This is a genomic window from Kamptonema formosum PCC 10802, from assembly GCF_000332335.1.
Lineage (GTDB): Bacteria > Cyanobacteriota > Cyanobacteriia > Cyanobacteriales > Oscillatoriaceae > Oscillatoria.
The window spans coordinates 640,091-654,943 of record NZ_KB235948.1; the positions used below are offsets into that span (position 1 = coordinate 640,091).

The 14,853-nt window shown below is 54.8% G+C and carries 11 protein-coding genes; 5 read left to right on the forward strand and 6 right to left on the reverse strand.

Going from position 1 to position 14,853, the window contains the following annotated elements:
• Nucleotides 1–203 precede the first annotated feature (203 nt).
• Complete coding sequence (locus tag OSC10802_RS43880) at nt 204–2,378, reverse strand: M10 family metallopeptidase (protein ID WP_017715266.1); 2,175 nt, start codon at nt 2,376–2,378, stop codon at nt 204–206.
• A 421-nt stretch (nt 2,379–2,799) separates the two neighbouring features.
• Nucleotides 2,800–3,543 (reverse strand): dienelactone hydrolase family protein, encoded by a 744-nt coding sequence (locus OSC10802_RS0102810; protein ID WP_017715267.1) that lies wholly within the window; start codon nt 3,541–3,543, stop codon nt 2,800–2,802.
• A gap of 595 nt (nt 3,544–4,138) precedes the next feature.
• Between OSC10802_RS0102810 and OSC10802_RS0102820 the strand changes: the two genes are divergently transcribed.
• Complete coding sequence (locus tag OSC10802_RS0102820) at nt 4,139–5,122, forward strand: GntR family transcriptional regulator (RefSeq protein ID WP_026098112.1); 984 nt, start codon at nt 4,139–4,141, stop codon at nt 5,120–5,122.
• An 82-nt stretch (nt 5,123–5,204) separates the two neighbouring features.
• Nucleotides 5,205–5,876, forward strand: coding sequence for a nitroreductase family protein (locus OSC10802_RS0102825; RefSeq protein WP_017715270.1), 672 nt, complete (start codon nt 5,205–5,207; stop codon nt 5,874–5,876).
• 447 nt (nt 5,877–6,323) lie between these two features.
• Here OSC10802_RS0102825 and OSC10802_RS0102830 read toward each other — a convergent pair whose 3' ends face one another.
• Together OSC10802_RS0102830 and OSC10802_RS0102835 are read right to left on the reverse strand one after the other, a co-directional pair.
• Nucleotides 6,324–7,871, reverse strand: coding sequence for a hypothetical protein (locus tag OSC10802_RS0102830; RefSeq protein WP_017715271.1), 1,548 nt, complete (start codon nt 7,869–7,871; stop codon nt 6,324–6,326).
• Nucleotides 7,872–8,396 carry a hypothetical protein gene (locus tag OSC10802_RS0102835; RefSeq protein ID WP_017715272.1) on the reverse strand — a complete coding sequence of 175 codons (525 nt, stop codon included), beginning with the start codon at nt 8,394–8,396 and terminating at the stop codon, nt 7,872–7,874.
• Here OSC10802_RS0102835 and OSC10802_RS38460 point away from each other — a divergent pair.
• The 3 genes from OSC10802_RS38460 to OSC10802_RS0102855 all read left to right on the forward strand — a co-directional run bounded on the left by OSC10802_RS38460 (nt 8,395) and on the right by OSC10802_RS0102855 (nt 14,150).
• Nucleotides 8,395–12,687, forward strand: coding sequence for an nSTAND1 domain-containing NTPase (locus OSC10802_RS38460; RefSeq protein ID WP_017715273.1), 4,293 nt, complete (start codon nt 8,395–8,397; stop codon nt 12,685–12,687). The genes OSC10802_RS0102835 and OSC10802_RS38460 overlap by 2 nt on opposite strands.
• Nucleotides 12,688–13,349: 662 nt before the next feature.
• Complete coding sequence (locus OSC10802_RS0102850) at nt 13,350–13,658, forward strand: hypothetical protein (protein WP_017715275.1); 309 nt, start codon at nt 13,350–13,352, stop codon at nt 13,656–13,658.
• A gap of 12 nt (nt 13,659–13,670) precedes the next feature.
• Nucleotides 13,671–14,150, forward strand: a complete 480-nt coding sequence (locus tag OSC10802_RS0102855; RefSeq protein WP_017715276.1) for a hypothetical protein — start codon at nt 13,671–13,673, stop codon at nt 14,148–14,150.
• A gap of 55 nt (nt 14,151–14,205) precedes the next feature.
• On the opposite strand, the gene OSC10802_RS0102860 is transcribed toward OSC10802_RS0102855, so the two are convergent.
• Both OSC10802_RS0102860 and OSC10802_RS0102865 read right to left on the reverse strand, forming a co-directional pair.
• A complete protein-coding gene (locus OSC10802_RS0102860; protein ID WP_017715277.1) occupies nt 14,206–14,607 on the reverse strand; it encodes a type II toxin-antitoxin system VapC family toxin in 402 nt (133 codons plus the stop codon).
• Nucleotides 14,607–14,837, reverse strand: a complete 231-nt coding sequence (locus OSC10802_RS0102865) for a hypothetical protein (protein WP_017715278.1) — start codon at nt 14,835–14,837, stop codon at nt 14,607–14,609. The genes OSC10802_RS0102860 and OSC10802_RS0102865 overlap by 1 nt, the downstream gene beginning before the upstream one ends.
• Between the last annotated feature and the right edge of the window lie 16 nt (nt 14,838–14,853).

Here is a 14,853-nt window from a genome sequence, read left to right on the forward strand (position 1 = left end):
AGGCTGAAAGCCACCGGCTCTGGCGACAGGAGCCAACCAATAGCTCCCTCACTATAGCTAATTATCAGATTTTTGTGGGAAGCCCTCGGGGCGAGATTCCGGGGATCTGGGAGTGCCGGCGGCAGAGTTTAGAAACCGGGTTTTTTGTGGGAAGTAAGCGACAGATTTAAATCTCCCTTGAGAAGAAAGCCGGTTTCTCTACTCTAAATCTGGGTGAAATCCGCAGCGGTGAGAGTCGGGGCTTGAATCCCGATCAGCGTCGCCAAATATTCGCCGGTGCCAGCCAACCGGAGCGCGGTATCAGCGCCGGCAGCTTCGATGAGAATATCCTTAAACGCCAGACCCGAACCCAGACCGATGGCGTCCTCACCAGGGGTAAAATCGGTGATAATGTCTCCAGCCGGCTGAGAAAGGCCGCCATCTCCGGGCGAGTAGGCGAATATATCCGCACCGGCACCCCCCGTGAGGGTGTCAGCGCCAACAGCGCCGGTGATTTTGTCAGCGCCGGCACCCCCGTCAATCCGGTTGGCGACAGGATTGCCCAAGATAGCGTCATTGCCTTGGGAACCCACCAGATTTTCGATAGTCGTGCCAAAGGCAATCACCGTGGCGTAAATGTCAGTCGTATAAGTTTTCGTCGCGTACACCGGCTGGCTGTTCTGTGTGCCGACCTGTTCGGTCACCGTATAAGTCGCTCCATTCAGGGCGCTGGTAGTCGTGTTGCGACCGCCCTCATTCATGTCAAAATAGTAGCTGTCCGTTGCCGGCAGGGCAGCAAAATCCAGCGTGTCGGCACCGGCGGCGTCCCAGATACTCTGCTTGACATCGAAAAACGTGCCGATATCAAACGTGTAGGTTGTGTCGGTGCTGTTAAAATCACTCATCCCGTAGAGATCCTGCAGGGCTCGCACGTCGAATGCCATCGGCGACTTGGCTCCAACGCCAGCAAAGTTGTAACTCATTACGGTGTTCGTATCGTTATCTTTGGCCGCAGAGAGGAATGGCCCGACTTCGACGGCCTGCTGGTTTGCGTCACTCTGGGTAGAGTTTGAGTAGTCATAGGGGTGTTTTAGGCCCAAGGCATGACCGATCTCGTGAATCAAAGCTTCGTAGCCGAAACTGCCCGGGCCGCTGGAGAATGCCTCATTTGGATCTGTTTCATAATCGCGGCTTAAATGCACGTCCCCGGCAATTTGCTGGCTCACGCCAGAACTTTCTTGAGGCGGCTGATAGGCGTAGGCGTAAAAATTGTTGCTCCCATCCCCGTTGGAAAACATGATTCGGATCTGACCTTCGCTGGGCGGTCTGTCTGGCACCTCGACGATATTGAAAGGCAGGATTTCGTCATACTTTTGCATAATCTGGCGGACATTATTTTTGATGGCATCGCTGACCTCCCCAACGCCAGATTCCTCTCCCGGGTACAAAAAGGCACTCGCAGTTGTCACAAAACTGTAGGTGAGAGTGCCACCGGCGGAGACATCCCACACTTGTGCCGACGCCGTCTGTGTGGTGTCCGTCGCGGTCGTGCCAGTTGTCTGACCGGTTGTGCTAGTAGTTGCCTGTGCGTCTCCGAAAAATGACGGTGAGCCCGGAAAAACTAAGCTGCTAATTGCCTCTCGATCCAAGAAAAGAGACGGGCGGCGACCCTCTGTCTGGCCAAAGGTTACATAGTGTTCAAACGCCTGCCGGTTGCTCAGACCTGCCGCTCTCAAGTCTCGGTTCGTGTTCAGATAGTATGACGGGTCGAATACCGGCGAGGCGCGGCGTCCCTCATCCAAACCGCTAATCAAATAGTGCTCAAACAGTTGCTTGTTGTTTAAGCCTGCTGCTACGAGATCCGGGTTGTTAATCCGATAGTAGTTGGCGTCGAAAAACCGTGAGGCTTTGCGCCCCTCCGCCAGGCCATTCGTCATATAGTGATTGAAGGCAAATTCGTACTCGCTCTGAAGAATCTGCTCTTCTAGCGTTCCCGTACCACTGCTGCTGGACCCGCCAGTTAAGGTATCCGACACCAAGGAGTCGAGAGCGTACTGTGACGCCGCATCAGCTACGTCCTGGTTGTGTTCTAAATAGTAGGTAAAATCGAAGAAAGGTGAGGGATCGCGACCCTGGAATATCACATCCTGTTGAAAATCTATCAGCAAGTCCCTGTCGCTAATGGTGTCCTGATCTGAATTATTTTCTCGATAGTAAGGGAGGTCAACATAAAGCGAGAATAGGCGTCCTTCTGCCAGTCCATACGTTTCCAAGTGCGACAGGAGCTGATCATCGTTAAGTCCTGCCAAGTCAGGATTGCTAATGCGATATAGGTTCAGATCGACTATATCTAATGGTAGGGATTTGGGGGGGGTCGGTATACCAACAGCTGTAGCCATAGGTGTTCTCCTAGGTAGGGCAAACTTTCTTCTATTTAAAGGGAGCGGTATTTTTACTGTCAGGGAATAAAAATTTCCCCGAACACAGAACTTCCTCGGACTCAATCGGCTGGCGTCTGGCGAGGGGCGCTGGGACTAAAACCTGTCCACTCCGCTCAATCAATCATAATAAAAACCTCACCTCCCCACACTCCAAGTTCCCCCCGCGCCTGGGGGAGGGCAGAGAAGATTGAGAGCTGAGGCGCGGGTGCCGGCAGAGGGCGGGAACGGATTTACTCACACAAAAGGGCAAACTCAAAAGGGCAAAAAACTGTGACTGGCTTCTCCCCCACCCCCTGCCAACAGGCGGCTCTGATGAGAGCGGCAAGGATGATATTAGCGCATCCGATAGCAGGATTGCCGCCTAAGCGAGCCGCCGGCACTATCGCAAGGTCTGGCCAAAGAGCTGCAGCACTTGCTTCCAGGCATCCGCTGCGGCTTCGGGACTGTAACTAGCCCGCTGGTCGCAGAAAAAGCCGTGATCAGCGCCGGCGTAACGAAAGACGCGGTGGGGGATGTGATGTTTCTGGAGTTCCGCCTCAATTTGGTCAACTTGCTCCGCTGGGATGCTGGCGTCCGAGGTGCCAAAAAACACCCAGATCGTGCCGGTGATGTCCTTGGTGCGGGTGAGGGAGGGCTCGCCACCCCCAGGCGTCCAGTTGGTAATGCCGGCACCGTAAAATGAGGCGGTGGCCTTAATATCGGGCAGGGTGGCGGCCAGGTAGGCGACGTGGCCACCGAAGCAGAAGCCAATGCAGCCGGTGGCGTCTGGTTTGACAAACGGCTGAGCTTTCAGGTAGTCGATTGCCGCTTGGATATCCCCGAGAAGCTGTGACACTTGGGTCTGTTCCTTGTAGCGCCGGCCCTGCTGAATGTCTTGAGGAGTGTAGCCGGTTTCAAAATCCGGTGCGAGGCGCTGGTAGATAGCCGGTGCGATGGCCACGTAACCCTGCTTAGCAATCCGCTCCGTGACATCCCGGATGTGGGAGTTGACCCCAAATATCTCCTGGATCACCACAACAGCTGGAAAAGGCCCCTCGCCCTCAGGCTGGGCCAGGTAAGCAGCAATTGGCAAATCGCCGTTATAAATGCTAGCGCGAGCGGTGAGAATCTCTTGGTCTGCCATCTGGATTGCAATGGATAGGGTAGAAGTGTCGAAAATCTAGAGTGTCATATCTAGCGCTTGCAGGAAAAGTCTATATTAAAAAAAGAAGCGCACATTAGCCCCGGCAGCTTTCCCTCGCGAGATAATGAGAATTCTTTGAAAGAAATCCCAGCAAACCCACACCAGACGCTCCCTGCGTCCCACCCCCCGTGAGCCCAATCTTTAGCCCTGTCCTCTACCCTTTCCCACCCCCCCCGTCCCGCCGGTACCCACAGGGGGCCATTTCCAGGCTGGATTTGTCAGGTTGGGGGCAGGGAGAGGGGCTTTGGCGGCAGAACGGGAACATTTTTTTTGGCTCGCGGGTGCCGGTGCGACAGGATTGTTTAATTTCTAGCATTTCTCCCCCTCTCCGGCGCAGTCCCCAGGCTGCCGTTCCCATCCGCCAGCCCTGTTTTTGTTCGCGGGGGGCGAGGCGAGCTGCGGTGAGGGGCTCATCCCACCACTGCGCAACGCCTGTCAGACAGCTCCCGTTTGCCTTCTCTATAAAATCAAAAAAAATGGCACGTGTGCCAGGGCAGTTTCGTCTGTTTCCTCTAAGCGCATCCGAGGTTCCGTGATGGTTCAGTTTCACATTCAGCCAGACAGCGACATTCCAGCATCAAACCAGCTGTTTAATCAAATCCGATTTGCGATCGCATCGAGGCAGTATCCCCCCGGACACCAGCTGCCCAGCACGCGAATGCTGGCCATGCAGACCGGCCTGCACCGCAACACGATCAGCAAGGTGTACCGGCAGTTAGAAGAAATCGGGCTCGTGGAAGCCCGTGCGGGGTCGGGCATTTACGTCCGAGCCCAAGGCCACGAGGGGGGCACACGCCTGAAATCTCCCATCTTGGAACAGCACCCCCAGGCGTACAAAGTGGTGCAGACTAGCCTGGACGAACTGCTCAACCAGGGGTGCTCCCTCAACCAGGCTAGAGAGCTTTTCCTGGCCGAAATTGACTGGCGCTTGCGCTGCAGCGCCCGGGTGCTGGTCACCGCTCCGGGCCAGGATATTGGCGTCGGAGAGTTGATGGCCCAGGAATTGGAGCAGGCGCTTCGCATTCCCGTGCAGTTGGTGCCGCTCGACCAGCTGAGCAAAACCCTGGATCAAGCTCAATCGAGCACGGTAGTCACCAGCCGCTATTTTATCGGAGAAGCCGAGGCGATCGCAAGACCCAAAGCGGCCCGCGTCATCCCCGTGGATATCTACGACTACGCCAAAGAAATCCAGCTAGTAAAAAACCTGCCGAAAGACACCTGCTTCGGTATCGTTAGCCTCAGTTTGGGCATCCTGCGAGCTGCAGAAGTGATCATCCACAGCTTGCGGGGCGACGACTTGCTGGTCATGACGGCCCAAACTAGAGATGCCTACAAAGTCAATGCCATTGTCCGCGCTGCCCGCACCGTTGTTTGCGACCAAGCCAGTTACGCTGCGGTGAAAACCGCTATCGCAGCCGCCAGAGAGGATCTGATTCGCCCACCTCAAGTTATTTTCTGCGAAAATTATATCGGCGCTGCCTCGATTAACCTGCTCAAACGCGAACTGGGTTTGGCTTAACTCAAATTCTGCCCTGCTTTTTCCTGCTGGAGATCGCTCAATTCCCAGCCCTCAACGGTGACAGCTAACCCCTAACTGAATTATGACGATTGAAATGCATCCTTCTGTTGGCTTAAAAGAGGCCATTGAACAGCGCCGCGCCGCCCGCTCTTTCCGACCCGACCCGATCCCACCGGCACTCCTGCAAGAAATTTTCCGCCTGGGGCTTCGCGCTCCCTCCGGTTACAATTTGCAGCCTTGGCGGTTTATTGCTGTCCAAGAGCAAGACAACAAGGATAAGCTAAAGGCTTGCGCCTTTGACCAGCGGCAGGTTGGGGAAGCGCCGGTGGTGCTAATTTGCTGCGGCGACCGGCGCGTGGCACAACCCGCATACATTGAATCTGTTATCCAGCTGGGCTTGAATGCCGGTGCGCTCAATGAGGCTTATGCGGAGGTGATGCGCCAGAAAATCCCCGCCTTGTTTCAGTACCGCCCCTGCTTTGAGTCACTGGAAGCTTGGACGAACCGGCACACCATGCTCGCCGTGGCTCACCTGATGATTGCCGCCAAGAGTTTCGGCGTGGACAGCTGCCCGATGGAAGGGTTTGTCAGCGCTCAGGTTAAAGAGGCGTTCAATATTCCCCCAGAAGTCGATGTCTGCTGTTTGCTGGCGCTGGGTTACGCAGCTGAACCGTTTAAACCCTACGGTGGCCGGTTTGACACTGACCGCGTTTTCTATGGCGAAAGCTTTGGCGAACCCTTTCAGCTACAGTAAGGGCTTCGCACATTTACTTCGCACATTGGTAGAGTGAGCCCCAGAACCTCACCCCCCATCCCCCTCCCCGCGTGCGGGGAGGGCGAGTAAGAGTGGGAATCTCTGCCCCTCTTTCCCACAAGCAGATTAAAAGCGTAACAGCTTAATATTTGCCACCAGCAGATATGGCAAACAGAACATTTCATACTTTTAAGCTGCATAAATTACATTTATGCCTTTAAGCCGCAAGGGGTATGATCTTTTTTATACTAGCTCTTGTGCAGGCCATATTTCCTCGTTCCCAGGCTCCGCCTGCCTCTGGTGTGAGTAGCGAGAGTTGGCTTTCTATTCCCGGCGCTCTAGCCGGTTGCGGCAATTGCTGTTCAGGCGCAACAGAAAAATTAGATGGAAGTAGCCAGAAACCCGGTTTCTTTAAGAAACCGGGTTTCTCAGTCTCTTATAATCCGCTCACTTCCGCCACCGGCTCGCACACCACCACAATCTAATCCCAATTCCAGTGATTGCACCGGCGGTGAGTGCGACAATCAAGCAATAGATACCCAAAGTTGCCGGCACTAACCAGGAGTCCGGTACATGCAGGTGCTTGGACAAAAAGAAATCTAACTTATACCTCTCTAAGACTTCTGGTTTGTCCTTGGCGGGGTTAAACGCTGGAAAATTGCCCGACAGTGAGGCGGCGGCTGAACCGGCACCCAATCCCACACCCACCATCGCGACGATTGTTTGGAAATTCCGGTCCCGCTGAGCGTGCTCAATCTCTGTCATTCCCCGAATCGAGTTGATCAAATCCCCTAAGACTTGCAACCCCGGACTTAAATTTTCAGAATCCTTTTGCAGTTGCAGCAGGTATTTATTTGTGATATAATCGCTGAAGCATTCCAGGAATTTCAGGTCAGAGGGGCGCTGCCAGTGTGCCAGCTGGGCTAGGAAAGAAGGCGGCTCCCCACCGGCACCCTTTGCGCCAGATGCTGGCACCCGCAACCAGGAGGCAGCCCCATCCGGCAATAGGCTCTGGATAGAAGCCTCTGCGGCTGTTTGCTGCATTCTTGCCAGTCGCTTTTGATAGTTTAGCAAATTAATTTCTACCGTGCGGCTTTGGTTGCCGAGATTGTTCAACGCAATGGTATAATTAAAGAGAGTCTCCTGGGCGTCAGCGAGGATTTTGCTGCGTTTCTTTAGGGGTGCGGTTTTGCTGTCTCTGACATAAACTTGGATGTCCGCAAATTGCTTTTTCAGCTGCTGTTTCAGGTAGCAGCTTTGGCCATAAGCCCACAGCATTTTGTGCCGGTAGCCAAACAGGCGCATCCAGCTGAAATTCAACTTGGCCGCTCTCTTGGCAGCCCTTTCATCGGGATATAAAGCTATGATAACATGGTGGGATTGCTGGATGTCTTGAATCCTGGGCGGCTTTGCCGGTGAGGGCAAATCTCCAGTCTCTCTCATCACCAAGCGGTAGCGCGACAGTTCAAACAGGGTTCCCCCCAGCAACCGCCCTTGTCCTTGCATGTCTTGCTCCCAGTTCAATCCCAATTCTAACTCTTGACAGCACTTTTTGGCAATCTCTTCCGGATTGGCGTTGGGGTTGGCTAGCTGAGCGAAAATCAGCCAGGTTTGCCCGATGGTTGCTGCGTAACCGTTCAGTTTTTCCTCTATTATCCCTTTGAATTTCGCGACGCACTCGGCTGGGTGGCGCGTGCTGTTTTGCGCGAAGGAACAAGCCAGCAGCAGCCCATAAGTATCATTCAGGCGGACGGGATAGTAATAGCCCTCAAAAGGTTTGTCCCTGTCTGGGAATTTCTCCCTTCGGTTGGGCAGCAGTTCGCGGTACTCGGTTTCAACGGCTATGTCCAATTGTAAGAGGGTGTCTCGCAGGGATTCGGGCAACTTGCCGGCAAACAATTTCCGATTCTTGTCCAAATCGTCTGGGCTTTCTCCCAAGCCTTCCCGCAAGTCGTAGAGAAATAGATACAGGTTAGGATAAATCAGGTCGCTCATTTAAATAACGGGCTGGTTGAGAAAGTGCCAGAGTTTTTCCAGCAGGCTCAGTTTTTTGGCCGTATCCTCAGGGGCGGGAGTCGCCAAGACGTTAATCGTCATGTTGAGAATTTCATCGCTTTCCCATTCCGGTTTGCCCTCAAACCAGGGGCGTTTGGAGATTTCTTCCCTCGGGGGAAGTGCCTGTTTGATTTCGGTTTCCGCCGGCAGCCAGTCTGGAGAAATTGGGCCATCGAGCGCTTCTAGCCCCGCGAGCGCCTTTGCATACAGTTGCGAGAAACCGGCATTGCCGGCAAGTTGGGCTGTCAGCTCAGCGGCGAACTCCTGCGAGTCTTCCGGGTACAGGGCCAATTTTTGACCGGCCTGTTTTAAGGCGTATCGCTCCTCAGGCGCGAGCGGGGTTTCTAAATTGTGTAATGCTAGCAATACAGCCAGCCAGGGGTTGGGAGCCGGTGCGGGCATAGATCCAGCGGGGAATTTTGTATCATTATATATTAAATCCATCTTAGCAGGTTCTACAGCCATGAGTCGGGATGCGTTGGTGGTGGGCATCAATTCTTATCCTTTTATGTCGGCTCTCAACAAACCGGCAGGGGATGCAGAGGACATTGCCCGCATTCTGGAAACCAGGGGTGACTTTTTGGTGCGGCGGTTGCCCGAAACCCGTCAAGGGGCAGCTTTGCGCGTCAATCCCGAACCCAACCCCCAAGAGGTGACTCAAAAAGTTCTGGAAGAGGCGATTGTCCAACTCTTCAACCCCGGGGGAGACAGTATCCCGGAGACAGCCTTGCTGTTTTTTGCCGGTCACGGGGTGCGCAAAACTAGAGGTGGCCCCACAGACGGCTTTTTAGCCGCCAGCGATACCAATCCGAAAAAAGAAGCGTGGGGAGTGTCGCTGAAGTGGTTGCGGGAGTTGCTGCAGGAAAGTCAGGTGCGCCAGCAAATTGTCTGGCTGGACTGCTGCTATGCTGGAGAATTCTTCAATTTTGACGAAGCCGATCCAGGAGAGCGGGGGCGCGGGCGCGACCGGTGTTTTATCGCCGCCTGCCGCAAATTCGAGCCGGCTTACGAACAGCTGACCGGCACGCACGGGGTGCTGACGGGAGCGCTCTTGCAAGCACTCGATCCAGAGCGCCAACTCGACGGGGTGGCAACCAATTACACTCTAACCGATTTTATCAATCAACTGTCAGGAGTTCCCCAGCGCCCGATCTGCCGCAACTCTGGCGGGCAAATCCTCCTCACCGGCAGCCCCGCCGCGCCCCAGAGAGTCCGCCAGCAGGAGGGCGTCTGCCCCTATCGCGGGCTGCGATATTTTGATTTTAATCAAGAAGACCCCCAATATTTCTGCGGGCGGACAGAACTCACCGACCGGCTCGTGGAGGGAGCTCGCCAGGGGAATTTTCTGGCAGTGTTGGGGGCGTCGGGGAGTGGCAAATCTTCCCTGCTGAGGGCGGGATTGTTACACCAGCTGAAGCTGGGGCAGAAGTTATCGGAAAGCAACCGCTGGAAAATCTACCCGCCCTTCACCCCTGGAAACCATCCCCTCCAGAGTTTAGCGCAGGTGTTTGTGGAGCCTGGACTGTCAGCGGTTGACCGCGCGGCGCAGTTTAAAAAAGCGCAGGATCTGATTGCGGCGGGCGCTGAGGGGTTAAAGTGCCTGATTGCCACTGCGGACGCGCCCCGCACTGTGCTGGCCATCGATCAGTTTGAGGAGGTTTTTACCTTATGCGATGAGGCGGAACGGCAGCAGTTTTTTGAGTGCTTGCTGGGGGCGCTGGATGGGGAGGCGGACAGCGGCAAATCCGCTTTTTTCCTGGTGCTGGCGATGCGGGCGGATTTCCTTGGCAAGTGTGCGGATTATGCCGGATTGGCGGCTCGAATTGAGAGGCATAAGCTGCTGGTGACGCCGATGCAGGAGGAGGAGTTAAGGGAAGCGATTGTCAAACCGGCTGAGCGAGTGCGCCTGGAAATCGAGCGGGAACTGGTGGACGAGATTGTTGCCGATGCCCGAGGTCCGGGGAATTTGCCCCTGGTGCAGTACGCGCTGACGCTGCTGTGGGAACAGCGGGCGCTCAACCGGCTGACGCTTTCGGAATACAAACGCTCCGGTGGGGTGAGGGGGGCGCTGAAAAAACGCGCCGATGAAGTCTATGAATTACTGTCGCCAGAGGAGCAGTTAGTTGCCAAGCAGATTTTTCTGGAATTGACCCAGTTAGGGGAGGGCACCGAGGACACTCGCCGGCTGGTGTTTAAAGAGGATTTGGTCGGGAGGTTGCTGGCGGGGAACGACAGATCGCGCGCATCTGCCGGTGTGGTGGAGCGGGCGATCGAGAAATTGGCGGAGGCGCGGTTGGTGGTGGTTGGGGAAGTGCGAGCGCGGGGGGATAGTGCCGGTGAGGTGCCGGTGGTGGATGTCGCCCACGAAACCCTGATCCGCCACTGGCCACTGTTGCGCCAGTGGGTGGATGAAAACCGCTCGGCACTCCGGCAAAAACGGGTTATTGAGGCAGCGGCGCAGGAGTGGCGAGAGAAAGGCAAGCGGGGAGATTACCTGCTCGGCGGGTTAAAACTGGCGGAAGCTGAGGGGTTTCTCCAGAATCATGCGGCGGCGCTCTCGCTGTCGGAGCCAGATCGGGAATTTGTTGGCAAAAGTATTAGTCGCCGGCGAAACAATCGCATGTTGACGGTTGGCATATTTGCCACCGTGTTGATAGTGGTGACTGGACTCTGGCTGAAGGCTGAACGAGATGCCACGATTGCCACCCTGCGCGAAAAAGCCGCGCGTTCGGATAAAATGCGGTCGGTTCAGCCGGTGGAGGCGCTCGTGCTGGCAATTCAGGCGACAGGCGAGAGTCAAGCGAAATTGCAGCAAGTGCTGCAGCCGGTTCAGTCCAGCTTACTCGCCGGTGTTCAAACCCCCATCGAACAAAATCGCTTCCAAGGAGATCAGGGTGAGGTCACGTCTGTCGCCTTTAGCCCGGACGGCGAGTATATCGTCAGCGGCAGTCTTGACGGAACGGTGCGGTTGTGGAACCGCAAAGGCGAACTCATTGGCTCTCCCTTTGTCGGGCATCAGGGTGAGGTCAGGTCTGTCGCCTTTAGCCCTGACGGCGAGTCCATCGTCAGCGGCAGTTTTGACAACAGGGTGCGGTTGTGGAATCTCAAAGGCGAACCGATTGGCTCTCCCTTTGTCGGGCATCAGAGTGGGGTCAATTCTGTCGCCTTTAGCCCTGACGGCGAGTCCATCGTCAGCGGCAGTTTTGACGGAACGGTGCGGTTGTGGAGCCGCAAAGGCGAACTCATTGGCTCTCCCTTTGTCGGGCATCAGAGTGGGGTCACGTCTGTCGCCTTTAGCCCCGACGGCGAGTCCATCGTCAGCGGCAGTGGTGACGGCACAGTGCGGTTGTGGAACCGCAAAGGCGAACCGATTGGCTCTCCCTTTGTCGGGCATCAGAGTGAGGTCAATTCTGTCGCCTTTAGCCCCGACGGGCAGACTATCGTCAGCGGTAGTCGTGACAAAACGCTGCGGTTGTGGAACCGCAAAGGCGAACTCATTGGCTCTCCCTTTGTCGGGCATCAGGATTATGTCAATTCTGTCGCCTTTAGCCCCGACGGTCAGTATATCGTCAGCGGCAGTTCTAACAGCACGGTGCGGTTGTGGAATCTCAAGGGCGAAGCGATTGGCTCTCCCTTTGTCGGGCATCAAAATTGGGTCAATTCTGTCGCTTTTAGCGCCGACGGCAAGTACATCGTCAGCGGCAGTTGGGACAAAACAGTGCGGTTGTGGGACCTCAAGGGCGAAGCGATTGGCTCTCCCTTTGTCGGGCATCAAAGTCCGGTCACGTCTGTCGCTTTTAGCCCCGACGGTCAGTCTATCGTCAGCGGCAGTTGGGACAAAACAGTGCGGTTGTGGAACCGCAAAGGCGAAGCGATTAGCTCTCCCTTTGTCGGGCATCAGAATAATGTCGATTCTGTCGCTTTTAGCCCCAACGGCGAGTACATCGTCAGCGGTAGTCGTGACAAAACAGTGCGGTTGTGGAACCGCCAAGGCGAAGCGATTGGCTCTCCCTTTGTCGGGCATGAGTATGCGGTCAGTTCTGTCGCGTTTAGCCCCGACGGCGAGTACATCGTCAGCGGCAGTTCAGACGGCACAGTGCGGTTGTGGAACCGCAAGGGGGAACCGATTGGCTCTCCCTTTATCGGGCATCAGAATGATGTCAATTCTGTCGCCTTTAGCCCCGACAGCGAGTACATCCTCAGCGGCAGTTGGGACAAAACGGTGCGGTTGTGGAACCGCAAAGGCGAAGCGATTGGCTCTCCCTTTGTTGGGCATCAGAGTTGGGTCAATTCTGTCGCGTTTAGCCCCGACGGCGAGTCCATCGTCAGCGGCAGTTCTGACAACACGGTGCGCTTGTGGAACCGCAAGGGCGAAGCGATTGGCACTCCCTTTGTCGGGCATCAAAATTCGGTCAATTCTGTCGCCTTTAGCCCCGACGGCGAGTACATCGTCAGCGGCAGTTGGGACAACACGGTGCGGTTGTGGAACCGCAAAGGCGAACCGATTGGTACTCCCTTTGTCGGGCATCAAAATTCGGTCAATTCTGTCGCCTTTAGCCCCGACGGCGAGTACATCGTCAGCGGCAGTTCTGACGAAACAGTGCGGTTGTGGCGCGTTGGCTGGAAAGCTTTGCTGCCATTGGCGTGCGACAGGTTGCGCGACCACCCTATTTTGAAAAACCCCGACACTGATGAGGCGAAGGGAGCGAAAGAGACTTGCGAAAAATACGTCTGGTCTAAACAGGAGAAAAGGTAAAGCCCGACACGGATTTGAACGAGGCGGACACAACCCTCCGCTCAACCGTGTCTCCTTTGCCAGTCGTGCAGTTTTCTGCGCAGAGGGCAGTCCCCCGGAATGCCGGCCCAGAATGCCGCCCCAGAATGCCGCCCCAGAATGCCCATTTTCAGGCTGCACCGGCATTCAATTTTTTGTTGATTTTTTGTTGACAGAATGCCCGCCCCTGTGCTATACTGAAATCGATGAGGAAGAACTGCCTGCCAATAGTCAATAGGGCAAAGAAGCCGGTGCGCCGTTCGTAGTTGGGCTTCAGCCCAAAAGTTCGTAGTTGGGCTTCAGCCCAAAGTTCGTAGTTGGGCTTCAGCCCAAAAGTTCGTAGTTGGGCTTTAGCCCAAAAGTTCGTAGTTGGGCTTCAGCCCAAAGTTCGTAGTTGGGCTTCAGCCCAAAAGTTCGTAGTTGGGCTTTAGCCCAAAAGTTCGTAGTTGGGCTTCAGCCCAAAAGTTCGTAGTTGGGCTTTAGCCCAAAAGTTCGTAGTTGGGCTTTAGCCCAAAAGTTCGTAATACACCGGCAATCGTTACGCTTTGAGAGTGTAGCTATCCCACACCAATCGCAAGTATACTAGCAATATCACCGGCATCCTGCTATTCTTCGCATGGCCAAAAATTCATCTACTGCAGCACATGACCAAAGGCCCAATTCCCGATGAGACTCCCAGCAACCTACAGGAGCAACTCCTCCTAGAAGACGCACTAGCCGGCAATGCCAGACCCATTCAAGGCGGAGCCAGACGCCCACTGGGCGATGTTCCCCGACTTGTGGCTATCTATGGCGGTCAGCCCGAAGATTGGTTTAAAATGACCAGTAACGAAGCCTTTGTCATCAATGGAGCGTCCGTACAAGTCCATTGGTTCCGGAACAATCAAACAGGTCAAAACGTTGAGATAAAATTCAAACGTAATTATCCCAAAACCGCCCCAAGAAACCAGTGAGGTAAATAGATTATGATAATTCGCTGTCTGGCTAAAACGGGCGCATATCTTCCTGAAAATTACCTAAACCCGTCTGTGTTTATCACCGAACGCACTGAGTTTAACCTGACGGTTGGGAAAGAATATATTGTCTACGCCTTTTACCAATGGAAAGGAGAGATATGGTACTATATCTGCGATGACAACTACACCTATTATCCCATGCAGAATCCCGCGCCGCTGTTTGAGGTGGTTGACGATAGGGTTTCCAAGTATTGGAGAGTGAAGCTATCCCCGAATGGCTTGCTAGAACTTGCATTCGAGGAGTGGTTTGCCGACCCCTATTTTTACGACAAACTGACAGATCAGGAAGAAGCCGAGGTTTTGATTTTCGAGAAAGTCAAAGAGCGCATGGATGCGGAAGCGCTATCCCCCCAACCCTCACCGGCAGAGGGAGAATCCGAACAGCAAACCTCTCCGCCGGCGGTGCCGGTGGCTCCAGCTTTGGTTTAATCAGCCCTAAATGCCGGCTCTCAGCAAAAGGCGAGCGCGGAAAGCCCCACCCACCTTACCAGATTGTATCCACACCGGCCTGTTGAATCTTGAGGTCGCGGCTAATTAGCGGCAAATCAAGACACAGCGCTGTAGCAGCGATGATGCGATCTGGCAGTTCCAGCATCTGAATCCGACCGGCTTGTTGCATCGCCCGCGCAACCTGCCGGTCGAAGGGAACCTCAACCAGTAAAGCATCCTGTTTTTCTACTTCCCCAAGAAGCCGGTCAAGAGTAGAGGCAGCAAGCCGTCCTTGCTCAATTAAGTATATAATCTCCGCCAGAGTAATAGACGAAAACCCAACCGAGTCACCAGCTGCTCCTATCTGTTCTATCGTATTTCGGGCAGAGGTGGAGAGGCGATCGTCGGCAAAAATATACCAGATAACGGCGGCGGTATCTGCAACGGCACGCAGCACTAAATATCCTCCTTGGGAAAGTTTGCCCATGCCTTGCGGCGAGCTTCCTCAATTTCCTCAGCGGACGGTGCTGAACCCAAGTCAGCACAAAGACCCCACAGTGAGCGGCGTTTAGCTGGTCGATTCTCGACTAACTCGCGCTCAATCTCAGGAGCGATTTGCTGGATTAAGCGCACTTTGTCCACCAGCGAAAGCTGCCTTGCCTGCTTGAGAACTTGCTCTAGAGTCACAATTGTTTTCCAGCTT

Excerpts from the sequence above, each read along its gene's own strand:
- OSC10802_RS0102810 (WP_017715267.1), bottom strand. The coding sequence starts at position 3,543 with ATGGCAGACCAAGAGATTCTCACCGCTCGCGCTAGCATTTATAACGGC.
- OSC10802_RS0102820 (WP_026098112.1), top strand. The coding sequence starts at position 4,139 with ATGGTTCAGTTTCACATTCAGCCAGACAGCGACATTCCAGCATCAAAC.
- OSC10802_RS38460 (WP_017715273.1), top strand. The coding sequence starts at position 8,395 with ATGAGTCGGGATGCGTTGGTGGTGGGCATCAATTCTTATCCTTTTATG.
- OSC10802_RS0102855 (WP_017715276.1), top strand. The coding sequence starts at position 13,671 with ATGATAATTCGCTGTCTGGCTAAAACGGGCGCATATCTTCCTGAAAAT.
- OSC10802_RS0102835 (WP_017715272.1), bottom strand. The coding sequence starts at position 8,396 with ATGGCTGTAGAACCTGCTAAGATGGATTTAATATATAATGATACAAAA.
- OSC10802_RS0102850 (WP_017715275.1), top strand. The coding sequence starts at position 13,350 with ATGACCAAAGGCCCAATTCCCGATGAGACTCCCAGCAACCTACAGGAG.
- OSC10802_RS0102825 (WP_017715270.1), top strand. The coding sequence starts at position 5,205 with ATGACGATTGAAATGCATCCTTCTGTTGGCTTAAAAGAGGCCATTGAA.
- OSC10802_RS0102830 (WP_017715271.1), bottom strand. The coding sequence starts at position 7,871 with ATGAGCGACCTGATTTATCCTAACCTGTATCTATTTCTCTACGACTTG.
- OSC10802_RS43880 (WP_017715266.1), bottom strand. The coding sequence starts at position 2,378 with ATGGCTACAGCTGTTGGTATACCGACCCCCCCCAAATCCCTACCATTA.